This window comes from Citrobacter sp. GW821-FHT07H02, from assembly GCF_059418505.1.
This window is the reverse complement of sequence record NZ_JBWKPZ010000007.1, coordinates 26,741-43,011: the sequence shown is the minus strand read 5'-3', so window position 1 is coordinate 43,011 and position 16,271 is coordinate 26,741. Positions and strand designations below refer to the sequence as shown.

Annotated in this window: 15 protein-coding genes; 4 read left to right on the top strand and 11 right to left on the bottom strand. The window is 54.3% G+C overall.

The annotated features are described in order from the left end of the window. Window positions 1–70: 70 nt before the first annotated feature. Together dusA and AC07NP_RS10030 are read right to left on the bottom strand one after the other, a co-directional pair. The gene (dusA, locus tag AC07NP_RS10035; protein WP_494660378.1) at window positions 71–1,066 is read right to left on the bottom strand and encodes a tRNA dihydrouridine(20/20a) synthase DusA; all 996 of its coding nucleotides are present in this window, start codon (window positions 1,064–1,066) and stop codon (window positions 71–73) included. Between the two features lie 151 nt (window positions 1,067–1,217). Then, entirely contained in the window at window positions 1,218–1,706 is a 489-nt protein-coding gene (locus AC07NP_RS10030) for a cupin domain-containing protein (protein WP_203359296.1), read from the bottom strand. Between the two features lie 114 nt (window positions 1,707–1,820). On the opposite strand from AC07NP_RS10030, the gene zur reads away from it, so the two are divergent. Continuing rightward, window positions 1,821–2,336, top strand: a complete 516-nt coding sequence (gene zur / locus AC07NP_RS10025) for a zinc uptake transcriptional repressor Zur (protein WP_494660377.1) — start codon at window positions 1,821–1,823, stop codon at window positions 2,334–2,336. Between the two features lie 66 nt (window positions 2,337–2,402). Here the strand turns inward: zur and AC07NP_RS10020 are convergent, their stop codons facing one another. From AC07NP_RS10020 to AC07NP_RS10005, 4 genes are all read right to left on the bottom strand, one after another. Continuing rightward, the gene (locus tag AC07NP_RS10020; protein ID WP_192614421.1) at window positions 2,403–2,612 is read right to left on the bottom strand and encodes a CsbD family protein; all 210 of its coding nucleotides are present in this window, start codon (window positions 2,610–2,612) and stop codon (window positions 2,403–2,405) included. A gap of 130 nt (window positions 2,613–2,742) precedes the next feature. After that, complete coding sequence (gene dinF / locus AC07NP_RS10015) at window positions 2,743–4,068, bottom strand: MATE family efflux transporter DinF (protein WP_494660376.1); 1,326 nt, start codon at window positions 4,066–4,068, stop codon at window positions 2,743–2,745. 67 nt (window positions 4,069–4,135) lie between these two features. Then, the gene (lexA, locus tag AC07NP_RS10010) at window positions 4,136–4,744 is read right to left on the bottom strand and encodes a transcriptional repressor LexA (protein ID WP_162381749.1); all 609 of its coding nucleotides are present in this window, start codon (window positions 4,742–4,744) and stop codon (window positions 4,136–4,138) included. 109 nt (window positions 4,745–4,853) lie between these two features. Next, window positions 4,854–5,222 carry a diacylglycerol kinase gene (locus tag AC07NP_RS10005; RefSeq protein WP_494660375.1) on the bottom strand — a complete coding sequence of 123 codons (369 nt, stop codon included), beginning with the start codon at window positions 5,220–5,222 and terminating at the stop codon, window positions 4,854–4,856. A gap of 165 nt (window positions 5,223–5,387) precedes the next feature. Here AC07NP_RS10005 and plsB point away from each other — a divergent pair, with 165 nt between their 5' ends. Further along, window positions 5,388–7,808, top strand: a complete 2,421-nt coding sequence (gene plsB / locus AC07NP_RS10000) for a glycerol-3-phosphate 1-O-acyltransferase PlsB (protein WP_494660374.1) — start codon at window positions 5,388–5,390, stop codon at window positions 7,806–7,808. Window positions 7,809–7,903: 95 nt separating this feature from the next. Here plsB and ubiA read toward each other — a convergent pair whose 3' ends face one another. The 5 genes from ubiA to malK form a co-directional block, all read right to left on the bottom strand. Then, the gene (gene ubiA / locus AC07NP_RS09995) at window positions 7,904–8,776 is read right to left on the bottom strand and encodes a 4-hydroxybenzoate octaprenyltransferase (protein ID WP_494660373.1); all 873 of its coding nucleotides are present in this window, start codon (window positions 8,774–8,776) and stop codon (window positions 7,904–7,906) included. A gap of 11 nt (window positions 8,777–8,787) precedes the next feature. Next, on the bottom strand, window positions 8,788–9,285 hold the full coding sequence (gene ubiC, locus AC07NP_RS09990) for a chorismate lyase (protein WP_203359301.1): 498 nt from the start codon (window positions 9,283–9,285) through the stop codon (window positions 8,788–8,790). 180 nt (window positions 9,286–9,465) lie between these two features. After that, window positions 9,466–10,419, bottom strand: a complete 954-nt coding sequence (malM, locus tag AC07NP_RS09985) for a maltose operon protein MalM (protein ID WP_203359302.1) — start codon at window positions 10,417–10,419, stop codon at window positions 9,466–9,468. A 113-nt stretch (window positions 10,420–10,532) separates the two neighbouring features. Further along, window positions 10,533–11,849, bottom strand: coding sequence for a maltoporin (locus tag AC07NP_RS09980; protein ID WP_203359303.1), 1,317 nt, complete (start codon window positions 11,847–11,849; stop codon window positions 10,533–10,535). 75 nt (window positions 11,850–11,924) lie between these two features. Then, window positions 11,925–13,034, bottom strand: coding sequence for a maltose/maltodextrin ABC transporter ATP-binding protein MalK (gene malK / locus AC07NP_RS09975; protein WP_203359304.1), 1,110 nt, complete (start codon window positions 13,032–13,034; stop codon window positions 11,925–11,927). Between the two features lie 371 nt (window positions 13,035–13,405). Here malK and malE point away from each other — a divergent pair, with 371 nt between their 5' ends. Further along, window positions 13,406–14,596, top strand: a complete 1,191-nt coding sequence (gene malE, locus AC07NP_RS09970; protein ID WP_192613788.1) for a maltose/maltodextrin ABC transporter substrate-binding protein MalE — start codon at window positions 13,406–13,408, stop codon at window positions 14,594–14,596. Window positions 14,597–14,725: 129 nt separating this feature from the next. Further along, complete coding sequence (gene malF / locus AC07NP_RS09965) at window positions 14,726–16,270, top strand: maltose ABC transporter permease MalF (RefSeq protein ID WP_494660372.1); 1,545 nt, start codon at window positions 14,726–14,728, stop codon at window positions 16,268–16,270. The last annotated feature ends 1 nt before the right edge of the window (window position 16,271 follow it).

Sequence of the window (16,271 nt, the reverse complement as noted above, 5' to 3'; positions counted from 1 at the left end):
TGATTTTAAATAAAAACACCCCGCAACATTGTGCAGGGCGTGGTGAATTTGACCAGGTTTTAGTGAAAAATTAACGCTTGTCCGCCACCAGCTTCAGCGCATGCTCCAGCACGTTGATATCAGCACCGGCTTTATGGGCATTTTCGCTCAGGTAGCGACGCCACTGACGCGCGCCCGGAATCCCCTGGAACAGACCCAGCATATGGCGGGTGATATGGCCCAGATAGGTGCCGTTACTGAGTTCGCGCTCAATATACGGGTACATCGCACGCACCACCGCCACCGGATCGGCATCGCCCGTCGTCGCACCGAAAATCTCACGGTCGACAGAGGCCAGAATACCGGGGTTTTGATAGGCTTCGCGCCCGACCATCACGCCGTCCATGTGCTGCAGATGCGCTTTCGCATCGTCCAGCGATTTAATGCCGCCGTTGATCGACATCGTCAGATGCGGAAAATCACGCTTCAATTGGTAGACACGCGGGTAATCCAGCGGCGGGATCTCCCGGTTTTCTTTCGGGCTAAGGCCAGAAAGCCAGGCTTTGCGCGCGTGGATGATAAACATCTCACACTCGCCTTGACCTGCAACCGTCGTGATGAAATCGCAGAGAAATTCGTAGCTGTCCTGATCGTCAATGCCGATACGGGTTTTGACCGTCACCGGAATCGACACCACATCACGCATCGCCTTCACGCAATCCGCCACCAGTTGCGCATTGCCCATCAGACAGGCACCGAACATGCCGTTTTGTACACGGTCAGAGGGGCAACCCACGTTGAGATTGATTTCATCATAACCGCGCTCTTGTGCCAGCTTTGCACACTGCGCCAGCGCCGCAGGGTCGCTACCGCCCAGTTGCAGCGCGATGGGATGCTCTTCGTCGCTGTACGCCAGATAATCGCCCTTGCCATGGATGATCGCGCCGGTCGTGACCATTTCGGTATAGAGCAGCGTCTGGCGGGAGAGCAAGCGCAGGAAATAGCGGCAATGTCTGTCCGTCCAGTCGAGCATCGGCGCGATAGAAAAACGATGGGCAGGAAAAACGGGGGACGAAGTTTCTGGCATGGCGATTAATTAAGCATTCTGAAAAAGGGGCGCTACTATAGCATAAAGCAAAACCAGAGAGGCAAGACCGCACGCAGATGGCTGCATTGCGTGTGATCCGGGCCGACGGCGCAGACCGTCCCAGCCCGATGCTCAACGACGAAGAACGGTACTATTTTCGCCCTGGTTTTCCGTCGTGCGGGCCAAAAAACTGCGGCGGATGGTCAACCCAGCGGTCTTCTCGTGTGGCGGCATACACCGGATTAATCGGGTAATAGATGCGATTGTGTTTTTTATTCGCCTCCCCGACAACAAGCAGGCGAACCTCTGCGCTGGTGTTATTGATAAAGGTGTGACACACCCCGGTTCCCGCCGGAAAACCAACGCTGTCTCCGGGTTCTAATTTCCACAGATAGCCGTTTATCCAGACTTCGGGATAACCTTCCAGCACATAAATGAACTCCTCTTCGTCGCTTTCCGCATGCGGATAGGAGGTACGGCGACCCGGCGGGAGGCGTTCATGGTGAATGCCAAGCCGACGCAGTCCGAGCGTTCGCGCCAGCGGCGCGCCGATGGAAAATAGCTCATCGCTATCAGGATAGGTAGAGTCATCAGCGCCTTCTGCGTCGCGCCAGTGACGAATGCAATCAGGTCTTTTCATTTTGGTTTTCCAGGGTGCAATGGGTCAGGTATAGCACACCGCGGGGGATCTCGGTGTTTTAAGAAGAACATGATAAAGTAAGGGATTAACGTTTCACGTACTCCGGGGTGCCAAATGGAAAAGACCACAACACAAGACCTGTTGGCGCAAGCTGAGAAACTCTGTGCGCAGCGCAATGTGCGACTCACTCCTCAGCGCCTCGAAGTGTTGCGTTTGATGAGCCTGCAACTAGGGGCCATCAGCGCCTATGATCTGTTGGATTTGCTACGTGAAACTGAACCGCAGGCCAAGCCGCCTACGGTGTATCGTGCGCTCGATTTTTTGCTCGAGCAAGGCTTTGTGCACAAGGTCGAATCCACCAATAGCTATGTGCTCTGCCATCTGTTCGATCAGCCAACCCACAGTTCAGCCATGTTCATTTGTGACCGGTGCGGCGTGGTGAAAGAAGAAAGCGCCGAGGGCGTGGAAGACATTATGCATACGCTGGCGGCAAAAATGGGTTTTGCCCTGCGTCATAACGTGATTGAAGCACACGGGTTATGCCCGGCGTGCGTCGAAGTTGAAGCGTGTCGCCATCCCGAAGAGTGCCAGCACGATCATTCGATTCTGGTGAAGAAAAAACCGCGTTAAGCGAGTTGGGCGGCAAAACCGCCCAATGGACTGTACATCCTTGTACTTTCGGGTCACCGCGGCTGATTACCAGCGGTATTTATTACGCGTTTCCCAGTCGCTCACTTCCTTTTCCGCCTTGTCTCTGGCGTAACCGTAACGTTCCTGGACCTTACCGACCAACTGGTCGCGCTTACCTTCAATGACCGTCATATCATCATCGGTCAGCTTGCCCCATTGCTCTTTCACTTTCCCTTTGAACTGTTTCCAGTTACCGCTGACTTCGTCTTTATTCATCATCGAGTCCTCATGATTAGTGGTGATTAGCGATATTGCTTCGCCCAAATACACTACGTTTTCTGCTGGACGTGAGATTAATTGTAGTCAGTGATTCCATGTTCATTTTGATATTCAGAATTTTTAACCATCACGCTTGGGCAAACCAGGTTCCATGTCGCCAGTGACGCCGCCAGATCCAGGCCAACGAGAGTCCACGGAGCGCCAGAAAAACGGCTAACGCCAGCCACAGTCCATGATTGCCCAGCCAGGGCAATGCACACAGCGTGAGTGCAAATCCCAGCGCCGCAACGGCCATACTGTTGCGCATTTCCGCCGCACGCGTCGCCCCGATAAACATGCCATCCAGCAAATAACACCAGACACCGATTAACGGCAACACCACCTGCCAGATAAGGTAGCGATCGGCCAAAAGTTGAATTTGCGGCAACGATGTTAGCAACGCGATGATCTGCTCGCCCGCCAGGGCATAAACGAGGGCAAACAGCAGCGCCACAATCCCTGACTGCCGACATGCAGCACGCCAGACATCCAGCAACTGGCTGCCGTCACGTGCGCCATACGCCTGCCCGGAATGCGCTTCGACAGCATAAGCAAATCCATCAAGGGCATAGGCGGTAAAGGTCAGCAGGGTCATCAGAACAGCGTTCACCGCAATGATGTCGCTGCCCAGTCGCGCCCCGAGAACCGTGATCGCACCAAAGCACAGTTGCAACAGCAACGAACGCAGCATGATATCCCGGTTAAGTGCCAGCAAACGGCGGAAATTCCCCCGCCAGGCCTGTTTCAGCATCGTGGATGACACGCCGCGCAGTGTAAGCACTTTGCGCACCATCATCAGCCCAAGCAACAACGTGGCATATTCTGCAATCACCGTCGCCAGCGCTGCGCCCTGCACGTTCATATGCAAACCCATCACCAGCCACAGATCGAGCACAATATTGAGAATGTTGCCGACAACCAGCAGGATCACCGGCGCGCGGGCATACTGAACGCCCAGCAGCCAGCCCAGCAGAACCAGGTTCGCCAGCGATGCCGGAGCGCTCAGCCAGCGGATCTCCAGAAAACGTCGCGCCTGTACCAGCACCGCTTCATTTCCACCGACGATATGCAATGCAAGATCGATGACTGGCGTGCGGAACAACGCGATCAAAGCCCCCGCCCCCAACGCCAGAATCAGTGGCTGCACTAGCGCGCGTGCCAGCGCCTGGGGATTTTTGGCACCAAACGCCTGAGCCGTCAGCCCGGTGGTGCTCATGCGTAAGAAGAGCAACAGCATGAAGAGAAAACTGGTTGCCGTTGCGCCCACGGCAACACCGCCCAGATAAACAGGGCTGTCCAGATGCCCAATGACCGCAGTATCCACCAGTCCCAGCAAAGGAACGGTGATATTGGAGAAAATCATCGGTAACGCGAGACGCCAGAGCGCTTTGTCGGAAGAGGTAAAGAAAGGCATGCAGGAAAGCCTGAGAAGGAGTTAAAACAAACAGTGGCGCGAGATGCGCCACTGTATCAAAACAATATTACAACCACTCACCGTTACGGATGACGCCGACTGCCAGCCCTTCAATCGTGAAGTTTTGCTCGCGCAGGTCAACCACAATCGGTTTGAATTCACTATTTTCTGGCAGAAGTTCGATTTTATTGCCCTGTTTTTTCAGGCGCTTAACCGTGACTTCATCGTCGATACGCGCCACCACGACCTGGCCGTTACGCACGTCCTGGGTTTTGTGTACCGCCAGCAAATCACCGTCCATAATCCCAATATCTTTCATCGACATACCGCTGACGCGCAGCAGGAAATCGGCATTAGGTTTAAACAGCGACGGGTCGACCTGATAGTGGCCTTCAATATGCTGCTGTGCCAGAAGGGGTTCCCCTGCCGCCACGCGACCTACTAAAGGCAGACCCTCTTCTTCTTCCACCAGCAGGCGGATACCGCGAGAGGCACCGGAGACAATCTCAATGACCCCTTTACGCGCCAGCGCTTTCAGGTGTTCTTCAGCCGCATTTGGGGAACGGAACCCCAAACGCTGCGCGATCTCCGCACGCGTCGGTGGCATACCTGTCTGGCTGATGTGATCCCGAATAAGATCGAACACCTCTTGCTGCCTGGCCGTTAACGCTTTCATTCCGCCCCCTGGGTGTATATACAGTTATGCTGTGAGTATATACAGTTAAAGGCGATTTTGGAACCACAAGCGGCACAAAAAACAAGAGATTTATCGGATTATGGAAGCCTTATCTAAAATGCGACCACAGCAGGACTCCCCAGGTGATCATCGCGACAAAGATCGACAGCAATACTGCCGCTGACCCCATATCTTTCGCCCGCCCGGAAAGCTCATGGTGTTCAGAGCCAACGCGGTCAACCACCGCCTCAATCGCGCTGTTGAGGATTTCCACTATCATCACCAGCATGACAGAACCAATCAACAAAACACGCGTGATGGCATCCACATCCAGCCAGCAGGCAATCGCCACGCCCAACAGCACAGCAACACTTTCCTGACGAAATGCCGCTTCATGAATCCATGCAGCACGAAAACCTTTCCAGGAATAACCAGCAGCTTTAATAATTCGGGTGAGTCCAGTGGTATTATTAGCCATCAAAAGAACCTTTTTGCATTATCAGCGTCAATGACATTATATCGTTAACCCACAAAATTCGGGTTACAGCGGCGCGAAGTATGACGGGATACACCAGAAATTCGCTAGACTTTCTGATATCCTTGCAGCGCATTTGCATTATTAACCAGAGGCTTTACATCGTTTATGTCTGGCTGGCCACGAATTTACTACAAATTACTGAATTTACCATTAACCGTACTGGTAAAAAGCAAGTCTATTCCAGCGGAACCCGCTCCGGAATTGGGGCTCGATACATCTCGTCCCATTATGTACGTTTTACCGTACAACTCAAAAGCGGACTTGCTGACGCTGCGCGCCCAATGCCTGGCGCACGATCTCCCCGACCCGTTAGAGCCGCTGGAGATCGACGGAACTCTGCTGCCGCGTTATGTGTTTATTCACGGCGGCCCGCGCGTATTCACCTACTACACACCGAAAGAAGAGTCGATCAAACTCTTTCACAATTACCTCGACCTTCACCGCAGTAATCCAGACCTGGATGTACAGATGGTGCCGGTATCGGTGATGTTCGGCCGCTCTCCGGGGCGTGAAAAGGGTGAGGTAAATCCCCCTCTGCGTATGCTGAATGGTGTACAGAAATTCTTTGCTGTTTCCTGGCTGGGGCGCGACAGTTTTGTCCGTTTCTCGCCTTCCGTTTCCTTACGACGGATGGCTGACGAACACGGAACCGACAAAATTATTGCCCAAAAACTGGCGCGTGTGGCGCGAATGCATTTCGCCCGTCAGCGTCTGGCGGCGGTCGGTCCGCGCCTGCCTGCCCGACAGGATCTGTTCAACAAGTTGCTGGCGTCTAAAGCCATTGCTCGCGCGGTAGAAGACGAAGCGCGCAGCAAAAAAATCTCCCATGAAAAAGCGCAGCAGAACGCCATTGCGCTGATGGAAGAGATTGCCGCCAACTTCTCCTACGAGATGATTCGCCTGACCGACCGCATTCTGGGTTTCACCTGGAACCGACTGTATCAGGGGATCAATGTCCACAACGCAGAGCGTGTACGCCAGTTGGCGCACGATGGGCATGAAATCGTCTATGTGCCCTGCCACCGCAGCCATATGGACTATCTGTTGCTCTCGTACGTGCTCTATCATCAGGGGCTGGTGCCGCCGCATATCGCTGCCGGTATCAACCTGAACTTCTGGCCAGCTGGCCCGATTTTCCGCCGCCTGGGCGCGTTCTTTATCCGCCGTACCTTTAAGGGCAACAAACTCTACTCCACCGTCTTCCGCGAATATCTCGGCGAGCTGTTTAGCCGTGGTTATTCCGTGGAATATTTTGTGGAAGGCGGGCGTTCCCGTACTGGCCGTCTGCTGGATCCGAAAACCGGCACCCTGTCGATGACCATTCAGGCGATGCTGCGCGGCGGTACGCGTCCGATCACCCTGGTCCCCATTTACATCGGTTACGAGCACGTAATGGAAGTGGGGACTTACGCCAAAGAGTTGCGTGGCGCGACGAAAGAAAAAGAGAGCCTGCCGCAAATGCTGCGTGGCTTGAGCAAGCTGCGTAATCTGGGTCAGGGCTACGTTAACTTTGGCGAACCGATGCCGTTGATGACGTACCTGAACCAACATGTTCCTGAGTGGCGTGAATCTATCGATCCGATCGAAGCCGTGCGTCCCGCCTGGCTGACGCCAACGGTCAATGGTATCGCCGCTGAGTTGATGGTCCGCATTAACAAAGCGGGCGCGGCAAATGCCATGAACCTGTGTTGCACCGCGTTGCTCGCATCCCGTCAGCGTTCGTTAACGCGCGAGCAACTGACAGAGCAGCTCGAGTGTTATCTGGATCTAATGCGCAATGTCCCGTATTCCACCGACTCTACGGTTCCTTCGGTCAGCGCCAGCGCGCTGATTGACCACGCGCTGCAAATGAACAAGTTCGAGGTCGAGAAAGATACTATCGGCGATATCATCATTCTTCCGCGCGAGCAGGCGGTACTGATGACTTACTATCGCAACAACATTGCGCATATGCTGGTTCTGCCTTCACTGATGGCGGCCATCGTGACCCAGCATCGTCGCATCTCCCGCGACGCGCTGCTTGAGCATGTTGAAATTCTCTACCCAATGCTGAAAGCAGAACTGTTCCTGCGCTGGGAGCGGAATGAACTGGCGGGCGTCATCGACGCGCTGATAAGTGAAATGCAGCGTCAGGGACTGATTACCGTCCAGAATGAAGAGCTGAATATCAACCCGGCACATTCCCGTACGCTGCAACTGTTGGCTGCGGGTGCGCGTGAAACTCTGCAACGTTATGCCATCACCTTCTGGCTGTTAAGTGCAAACCCGTCGATCAACCGCGGCACGCTGGAAAAAGAGAGCCGCACTGTGGCTCAGCGTCTTTCTGTTCTGCACGGGATCAACGCGCCGGAGTTCTTCGACAAAGCGGTATTCAGCTCTTTGGTGTTGACCCTGCGTGATGAGAAGTACATCAGCGATACCGGTGATGCGGAGCCTGAAGAGACGATGAAGGTTTATCAGATGTTGGCTAATCTGATCACCTCAGATGTGCGCTTAACCATAGAAAGCGCAACGCAGGACGAGTGATGTTAAAAAGCCGGGTGGCGGCTTCGCCTTACCCGGCCTACGGTTCTGCGCAATAATGTAGGCCCGGTAAGCGCGAGCGCCACCGGGCTTTTTTATCAGAAGTGCCAGTAACTCATCGCCAGCCCCAGAAACAGCACCAGGCCAACATAGTTGTTATTCATAAATGCTTTAAAACAGGCTTCGCGTTCACGGTGCACAATCAGTTTTTGTTGATACACGAACAGGGCGCCAGCCACCAGCAGCGACCAGTAATACCCCACTCCCAGCCCGTTCATCCAGCCAATCAGCGCCATCAAGGCCAACACCCCCACCTGCAGGATGCCAATGATCACCTTGTCATACTGACCGAACAGAATGGCCGTTGATTTAATGCCGATTTTCAGGTCATCGTCCCGATCCACCATGGCGTATTGCGTATCGTAAGCCACTGCCCAAAGAATGTTGGCGAGGAACATCAACCAGCAACTCAGCGGAACTGACTCACTGACGGCGGCAAACGCCATCGGTATCGACCAGCCAAACGCCGCACCCAACACCACCTGCGGTAAATGCGTGTAACGTTTCATGAAGGGATAGACCCACGCCAGAGCCAGCGCGGCGACCGACAGCAGGATCGTCATCGTATTCAGCGTCAACACCAGCAGGAAAGCGAGGAGCACCAGAACCACAAAAAGCGCCCGCGCTTCTTTCTCGGTGACGGCGCCGCTGGGCAGCGGTCGGTTCGCCGTGCGTTTGACGTGCCCGTCAAATTTGCGATCGGCATAGTCGTTCACCACGCATCCCGCCGCACGCATCAACCAGACGCCCGCCACAAACACCGCCAGAATCCACAGCGGCGGCGCACCGGGTGTCGCCAGCCACAGCGCCCACAGTGTTGGCCAGAGCAGCAGTAAAGCGCCGATTGGCTTATCCGTACGCATCAAGCGGTGAAACGCCAGTAGCTTATTCTGCGTCAGACTCCACTCCATATCTTTTCCTCTCAGTACAACGGCGATGCAGGTAAAAACAATTCTGTCAGCAGGAGCGGCTTTCCACTCAACCGCAGACGGGAACGACGTCCCCACAGCGCTGCATCGCGACCAATCTCAATAAAATCTCGGGTCAACGTCGATGATGTAAACAGGTAACGCCCGAGCGGGGTTTTACCCAGATTTTGCAACGCCAGTTCAGGGCCGCACAACGTTGACTCCGGCACCACAGTACGCCCGGCAAGCCAGGGTTCACCATCCGCGCATAACAGAATTTCACGTAACCAGTAACGGGATTCCGTCGGCAATAGCGGCAGTTCTTCCGCCACTTCATGTTGGCCAACAAATCCTTCCCGAATCATCGTCACGCTCACCTGTTTTCCCTGCTGCTCAAAACGTTTGGTCATGGAATCTTCCAGTAACAGCCAGTCCAGCTGTTGGGAGTCCAGCGCAGGGATTGCGTCAAAATAGCGCAGCGCACGCAGTTGCGTTAACGCAGGGTGTGGCATGCCTTGCTCTCCAGTTCATAACGTGAGGGCATTGTATCGCAGAAAAGAGATTACGGGAGGCGTAAAGATAATTAAGTGAACTGTTGCGCAACAGGAGTGTAACAATTCGCATGGAATGATAAAAAAAGGTGCGTCAGGAGACGCACCAGTTGTTGCAAAATCAGCAATGCGGGGAGACGGTTACCCCTTGCCTTTTACACTGCTGATAAAGGTGGAACGGGCAGATGTGGACCCCAGGCGTTCGGCTTCATCGAGCAGTTTCAGCGCTTTATCCACGTCACCTGCGGCGACGGCATCTTTAATAGCTTTGTTGAAGTAGCTCTCGGTGTCGTTCAGCATGGGTTCACTTTTCTTCGCCGATGCTGGTGCGACGACAGGCGCGGCAGTAACCGCCGCCGGGGCAGCATACGCTGGCGCAGGTGCCGCCGTGTTGCCGACGGTAACCGGACCCGGTGCGGAAGAGCCAAACAGCGGCCCCACCAGCACACTGGAGCTGCTGTTGGTTTTCACTTTCAGTTTCAACAGGCCGTCGGTGGTATGACGCGCGATAGGATCAGGGATATCCGGAATGGCGTTACCGACGCCTTTTGCATATGCCTTAGCGGGATCGAGCAGCGTAGTCGTCTGCTGGAGATCTTTTTCGGTGGTAAAGACCAGAACATAGAGCTTCTGCTGGCCCAGGGCTGGCGTGAGACGCATCACCCCTTCCAGGCTATCCGCACTCATCACGCCCGGCTCCTGGTAGGTAAAGTAGCTGCTGGGGAAGAAAGCAGAAGGCGTCATGTTCTGATCAAGAATGAGAACGTTCGGCGCAAATACGCTGGTTTGCTTGTTCACTTCGCTGGTCAGCGTCAGTGTCAGCTCACCAATGTTTGCCGGTACGCTATAGGCGGCAACCGGGCCGCTAATACCAGCGACATCAAGGCGTTGACCGCCAGTGGCAAGCTGTGTGGACTGCGTTTTGCTCTGGTCGACAGGCGTCCAGGTTAATTGTTGTAACGCAGCGGTCGGAATCGCAGGCGCAGCGCTAATGTCTTGCGGAACATAATTCACGTCCGCCAGCGTCACGCCCGGTGCGCTTGCGAATAACCCTGCAGATAAACAAAGGGCAACGAGACTTTTCTTCATTTTCATTGTTATCACCTCAGATAGCATGGGTTCAGCGGTGGCCAGGCAATAGCGCGCTAAACTCCAGAACAGAGGGGCTTGCGCCCCTCTTTAGGTCTTTACGTCAGATTAGCTACGCATTACCACCAGATTTCCATCTGGGCGCCAAAGGTGACTTCATCATCGTCACCACGGCTGAAGGTTGTGGTGCTGGTATCGCTAACGGCAACACCATTGTCGTAGCCCCACTTCTCATCCCACTTCGCATAGGTTGCAAAGAGACGGATCGCCGGGCGAGACCAGATGCTGTCGCCAGCCTGCCATTGTTGCGCCAGGGTGATTTTGAACTGGTCGTTGGTATCGTCGGTTTTCTGAGATTTGACGCTGTCGTAACCCACTTCCAGCAGGGTGCTCATGATTGGCGTCCACTTGTACATCGGACGAACACCCACGGTGTACCATTCAGTACCGTTGTCGTTATCCCAGTCGATATTCTGGTACATCGCCACGTACATCAGATCCCAGCTATCGCCCAGAGAGATGGCACCGTGATCGAGAATACGGGTCAGGCTACCGTTGTTGTTGAGGAAGTCCTGATCGTTATCGAAATTACCGAAGATATCCTGGCTGCGGCTACCCTGCGGAATACCTTTACCCTGAGAGGTCATCGCGTCAGTGGCGTACTGCACCACAAACTTGTTGTAGCCTTTCAGCATGCTCTGCGTATGTTCAGCAGTGAACATCCAGCCATCTTTGGTGGCGCCATCGGCAAGGTCATAGCCGTCAGTCGTGTTGGCGCTACCGTAGTCAACGCCTAATTCCAGCGTGCCGCCTGGGTTAATTTCCATACCTGCCAGACGTACGTCGAACACATCGTTCGCGGTGTCTTTCGTGGCGTCATAAACTTCATCGCTGCTGAACGCATAAGAACCGCCCGCTTCCTGAGAACGGGTCGCTGCCAGAGAGAGTTTACCGAAGCCCAGATCGATGTTTTCGATACCCGCACCAGGACCAGAGATATCCCAGTAGTAGAAGTCGATCATATGAACGTCGTGACGTTGGTAGAAACGCTTACCGGCCCAAATGGTTGAGCCTGGCAGCCAGTCAATCAGGTTTTTACCCTGCACGTTCGCTTCACGGAAGGCGGGACTGGTTGCTTCCCAGTCGTTTTGCTGTGCTACGGAGTAGGCAACGTTAGTGTCGAAGTAGAAGCTCTTATCGCCTTCTTTCCACACTTCCTGACCCAATTTTAATTCCGCATAGGTTTCACATTCGTTACCGAGACGGTATTTACTTTGAGCACCGGTTGCCTGAAAACATTGTTGTTCGCCGCCACTACCCGTCCAGCCAATGCCGGAACGAGCATAACCATGGAAATCCACGGCCATTGCCTGAGCAGACATAACGCCTGCTGCAACAGCAACTGCCAGAGGGAGTTTGCGCAGAGTAATCATCATTCTATCTCCTGAGATCATTGCTTTTCTTTTTTTACACATCGTCTTTTGCAGACTTCGCGTATTTAATGGGAGTGCTTAAACGCCCGGCTCTTGATGCAACCGACGACATGCAGTGCCATCCTCACGGAACAAATGGCAACGCTCTGGCGGCAGGCCGATAGCGAATGTGGCACCCTCTTCTACCAACACCACGTCATTCTGGCGGTACACCAGGTTTTGACGGATGGCGGGGATCTGGATATGAATTTGCGTTTCGTGACCAAGTTGTTCGACGACCTGAACCTCGCCTTCCAGGGTGACATCGGCGATATCACTGGGCAGCAGATGCTCCGGACGAATACCTAAAGACATATTTGCGCCGACCTGAACATCGCGGCTTTCAACCGGCAACCAGACGTGTTGGTGATTCGGCAACTCCACCTGAACCTGATCAATCGCCGTCGCGGTGACTTTCACCGGCAGGAAGTTCATCTTCGGAGAACCAATAAAACCCGCCACGAAGCGGTCTGCCGGATAGTGGTATAACTCCAGTGGTTTACCGACCTGCGCGACGCGACCGGCATCCAGCACGACAATCTTGTCGGCCAGCGTCATTGCTTCGACCTGATCGTGGGTGACGTAAATCATCGTGCGACCCAGGCGTTTATGCAGACGGGAGATTTCGATACGCATCTGCACACGCAGTGCGGCATCGAGGTTGGAAAGGGGTTCATCGAGCAGGAATACACGCGGTTCAGCCACCAGCGTACGGCCAATCGCCACACGCTGACGTTGTCCGCCAGAGAGTGCTTTCGGTTTGCGTTCCAGCAGGTGCGCCAGCTGCAGCACTTCCGCCACCTGATTGACGCGTTGGTTCATCACCTCTTTTTTGGCACCCGCCAGCTTGAGGCCAAATGACATATTTTCGGCAACAGAAAGGTGGGGATAGAGCGCATAAGACTGGAATACCATGCCGACGCCACGCTCGGCGGGCGGGATGTCGTTCATCCGGTGTTCACCGATGTACAGGTCCCCGCTGGTGATGGTTTCAAGCCCGGCGATCATACGCAGCAATGTCGATTTACCGCAGCCTGACGGTCCTACGAACACCACGAATTCCCCTTCGTGAATGTCGAGATTGATATCTTTCGATACCACCACGTCACCCCAGGCTTTCGTTACATTTCGCATCTGTACGCTCGCCATGCCCTTCTCCCTTCGTTACAACCTGTCATCGACAGCAACATTCATCATGCCCCGACTATGCGTCATCGATAGGTTGCGTAAATCCTCCACCCCCCGGCTTTTTTATGGGGGAGGAGGCGGGAGGATGAGAAAGCAGGCTCTGAGACCCAGGCTGCACGCGGCAGGGGAATTTCGTGACGTAGCCTGCAAAAAGCAGTGTGTTTTTATGTGCGCCAACACGCATTACTCACATTTATGCAACAGGTGTCACATAAAGCGGGGGTGGGGCGTAGTGGCGAGGAGGATGGAAAGAGGTTGCCGTATAAAGAAACTAAGAACCGTTAAGCCACCTCTGAGTATCCACGAGCACTTCACCAAAAAGGATGGGGAATATGAAAATCAAGACTGGCGCACGCATCCTCGCATTGTCCGCACTGACGACGATGATGTTTTCCGCCTCGGCTCTCGCCAAGATTGAAGAAGGTAAGCTGGTTATCTGGATTAACGGCGATAAAGGCTACAACGGCCTTGCTGAAGTGGGTAAAAAATTCGAGAAAGACACCGGTATCAAAGTCACCATCGAGCACCCTGACAAGCTGGAAGAAAAATTCCCGCAGGTTGCCGCAACCGGTGATGGCCCGGACATTATCTTCTGGGCGCATGACCGTTTCGGCGGCTACGCGCAGTCTGGTCTGCTGGCAGAAATTACCCCGGACAAAGCGTTCCAGGACAAACTCTATCCGTTCACCTGGGATGCCGTACGTTACAACGGCAAACTGATCGCCTACCCCATCGCGGTTGAAGCGCTGTCTCTGATTTACAACAAAGACCTCGTACCAAACCCGCCGAAAACCTGGGAAGAGATCCCTGCCCTGGATAAAGAGCTGAAGGCGAAAGGTAAGAGCGCTCTGATGTTCAACCTGCAAGAACCGTACTTCACGTGGCCGCTGATTGCTGCCGACGGCGGTTACGCGTTTAAGTTTGAAAACGGCAAATACGACGTGAAAGACGTGGGCGTCGATAGCGCTGGCGCGAAAGCGGGCTTGACCTTCCTGGTTGATCTTATCAAGAACAAGCACATGAACGCAGACACCGATTACTCCATCGCTGAAGCGGCCTTTAACAAAGGCGACACCGCGATGACCATCAACGGTCCGTGGGCGTGGTCGAACATCGACAAGAGCAAAGTGAACTACGGCGTCACACTGCTGCCGACCTTCAAAGGCAAACCGTCTAAACCGTTCGTTGGGGTTCTGAGCGCCGGTATTAACGCCGCCAGCCCGAACAAAGAACTGGCGAAAGAGTTCCTCGAAAACTACCTGCTGACCGATCAGGGTCTGGACGTGGTGAACAAGGACAAACCGCTGGGCGCCGTTGCGCTGAAATCCTTCCAGGATCAGCTGGCTAAAGATCCGCGTATCGCCGCCACCATGGATAACGCCCAGAAAGGCGAAATCATGCCGAACATTCCGCAGATGGCTGCGTTCTGGTATGCAACGCGTACCGCTGTGATCAACGCGGCGAGCGGTCGTCAGACCGTAGACGCTGCGCTGAAAGACGCACAGGGCCGTATCACCAAGTAATGCCGCAGTGCATGTGCCGGATGGCGGCATAAATGCCTTATCCGGCCTACAGAAAACCGTAGGCCTGATAAACGCAGCGCCACCCGGCGCATTTGCCACAAGATTTCAATGCTGTAGAGGAAGATCCCCATGGATGTCATTAAAAAGAAACATTGGTGGCAAAGCGACACACTGAAATGGTCAGTGATTGGTCTGCTGGGCTTGCTGGTGGGTTACCTTGTCGTTTTAATGTATGCACAAGGGGAATATCTGTTCGCCATCATGACGCTGATTTTAAGCTCAGCTGGCCTGTATATTTTCGCCAATCGTAAGGCCTACGCCTGGCGCTATGTTTATCCGGGTATGGCCGGTATGGGACTGTTTGTTCTGTTCCCGCTGATTTGTACCATCGCTATCGCATTTACTAACTACAGTAGTACCAACCAGCTTTCCTTCGAACGCGCTCAGCAAGTCCTGATGGATCGTTCTTATCAGGCGGGAAAAACCTACAATTTTGGTCTGTATCCGGCGGGTGACGAGTGGCAACTGGCCCTCACCGACGGTGAAAGCGGTAAAAACTATCTCTCCGACGCCTTTAAATTTGGCGGCGAGCAAAAACTGCAACTGAAAGAGACCGACGCCCTGCCAGTCGGTGAACGCGCGAATCTGCGTGTGATCACCCAGAACCGCCAGGCGCTGACCCAGTTAACCGCCATCCTGCCGGATGAAAGCAAAGTTATCATGAGCTCACTGCGTCAGTTCTCCGGCACACAACCGCTCTACTCGCTGGCTGACGACGGGACGCTAACGAACAACCAGAGCGGCGTGAAATACCGCGCAAATAACGACATTGGTTACTACCAGTCCGTCAACGCCGAAGGCGGCTGGGATACTCAGAAACTGAGTCCTGGCTATACCGTGACCATTGGCTGGAAGAACTTCACCCGCGTCTTTACCGATGAAGGGATCCAGAAACCGTTCTTCGCTATCTTCGTCTGGACAGTGGTGTTCTCCGTACTCACCGTGCTTCTGACCGTGGCGGTGGGCATGGTGCTGGCGTGCGTGGTGCAGTGGGAAGCGCTGAAAGGCAAAGCGATTTACCGCGTGCTGCTGATTCTGCCTTACGCCGTTCCGTCGTTTATCTCGATTCTGATTTTCAAAGGGTTGTTCAACCAGAGCTTTGGTGAAATCAACATGATGCTGAGCGCGCTGTTTGGCGTCAAACCGGCCTGGTTCAGTGACCCGACCACGGCCCGTTCGATGATTATCATCGTCAACACCTGGCTCGGTTATCCGTACATGATGATCCTCTGCATGGGCCTGCTGAAAGCGATTCCGGACGACCTGTATGAAGCCTCGGCAATGGATGGCGCAACCCCGTTCCAGAACTTCTTTAAAATCACGCTGCCGCTACTGATTAAGCCGCTGACGCCGCTGATGATCGCCAGCTTTGCCTTTAACTTTAACAACTTCGTACTGATTCAACTGTTGACCAACGGCGGTCCGGACCGACTCGGCACGACCACGCCAGCCGGGTATACCGACCTGCTCGTCAGCTACACCTACCGCATCGCCTTCGAAGGCGGCGGCGGCCAGGACTTTGGTCTGGCGGCGGCAATTGCCACGCTGATCTTCCTGCTGGTCGGTGCGCTGGCGATTGTGAACCTGAAAGCCACGCGTATGAAGTTTGATTAAG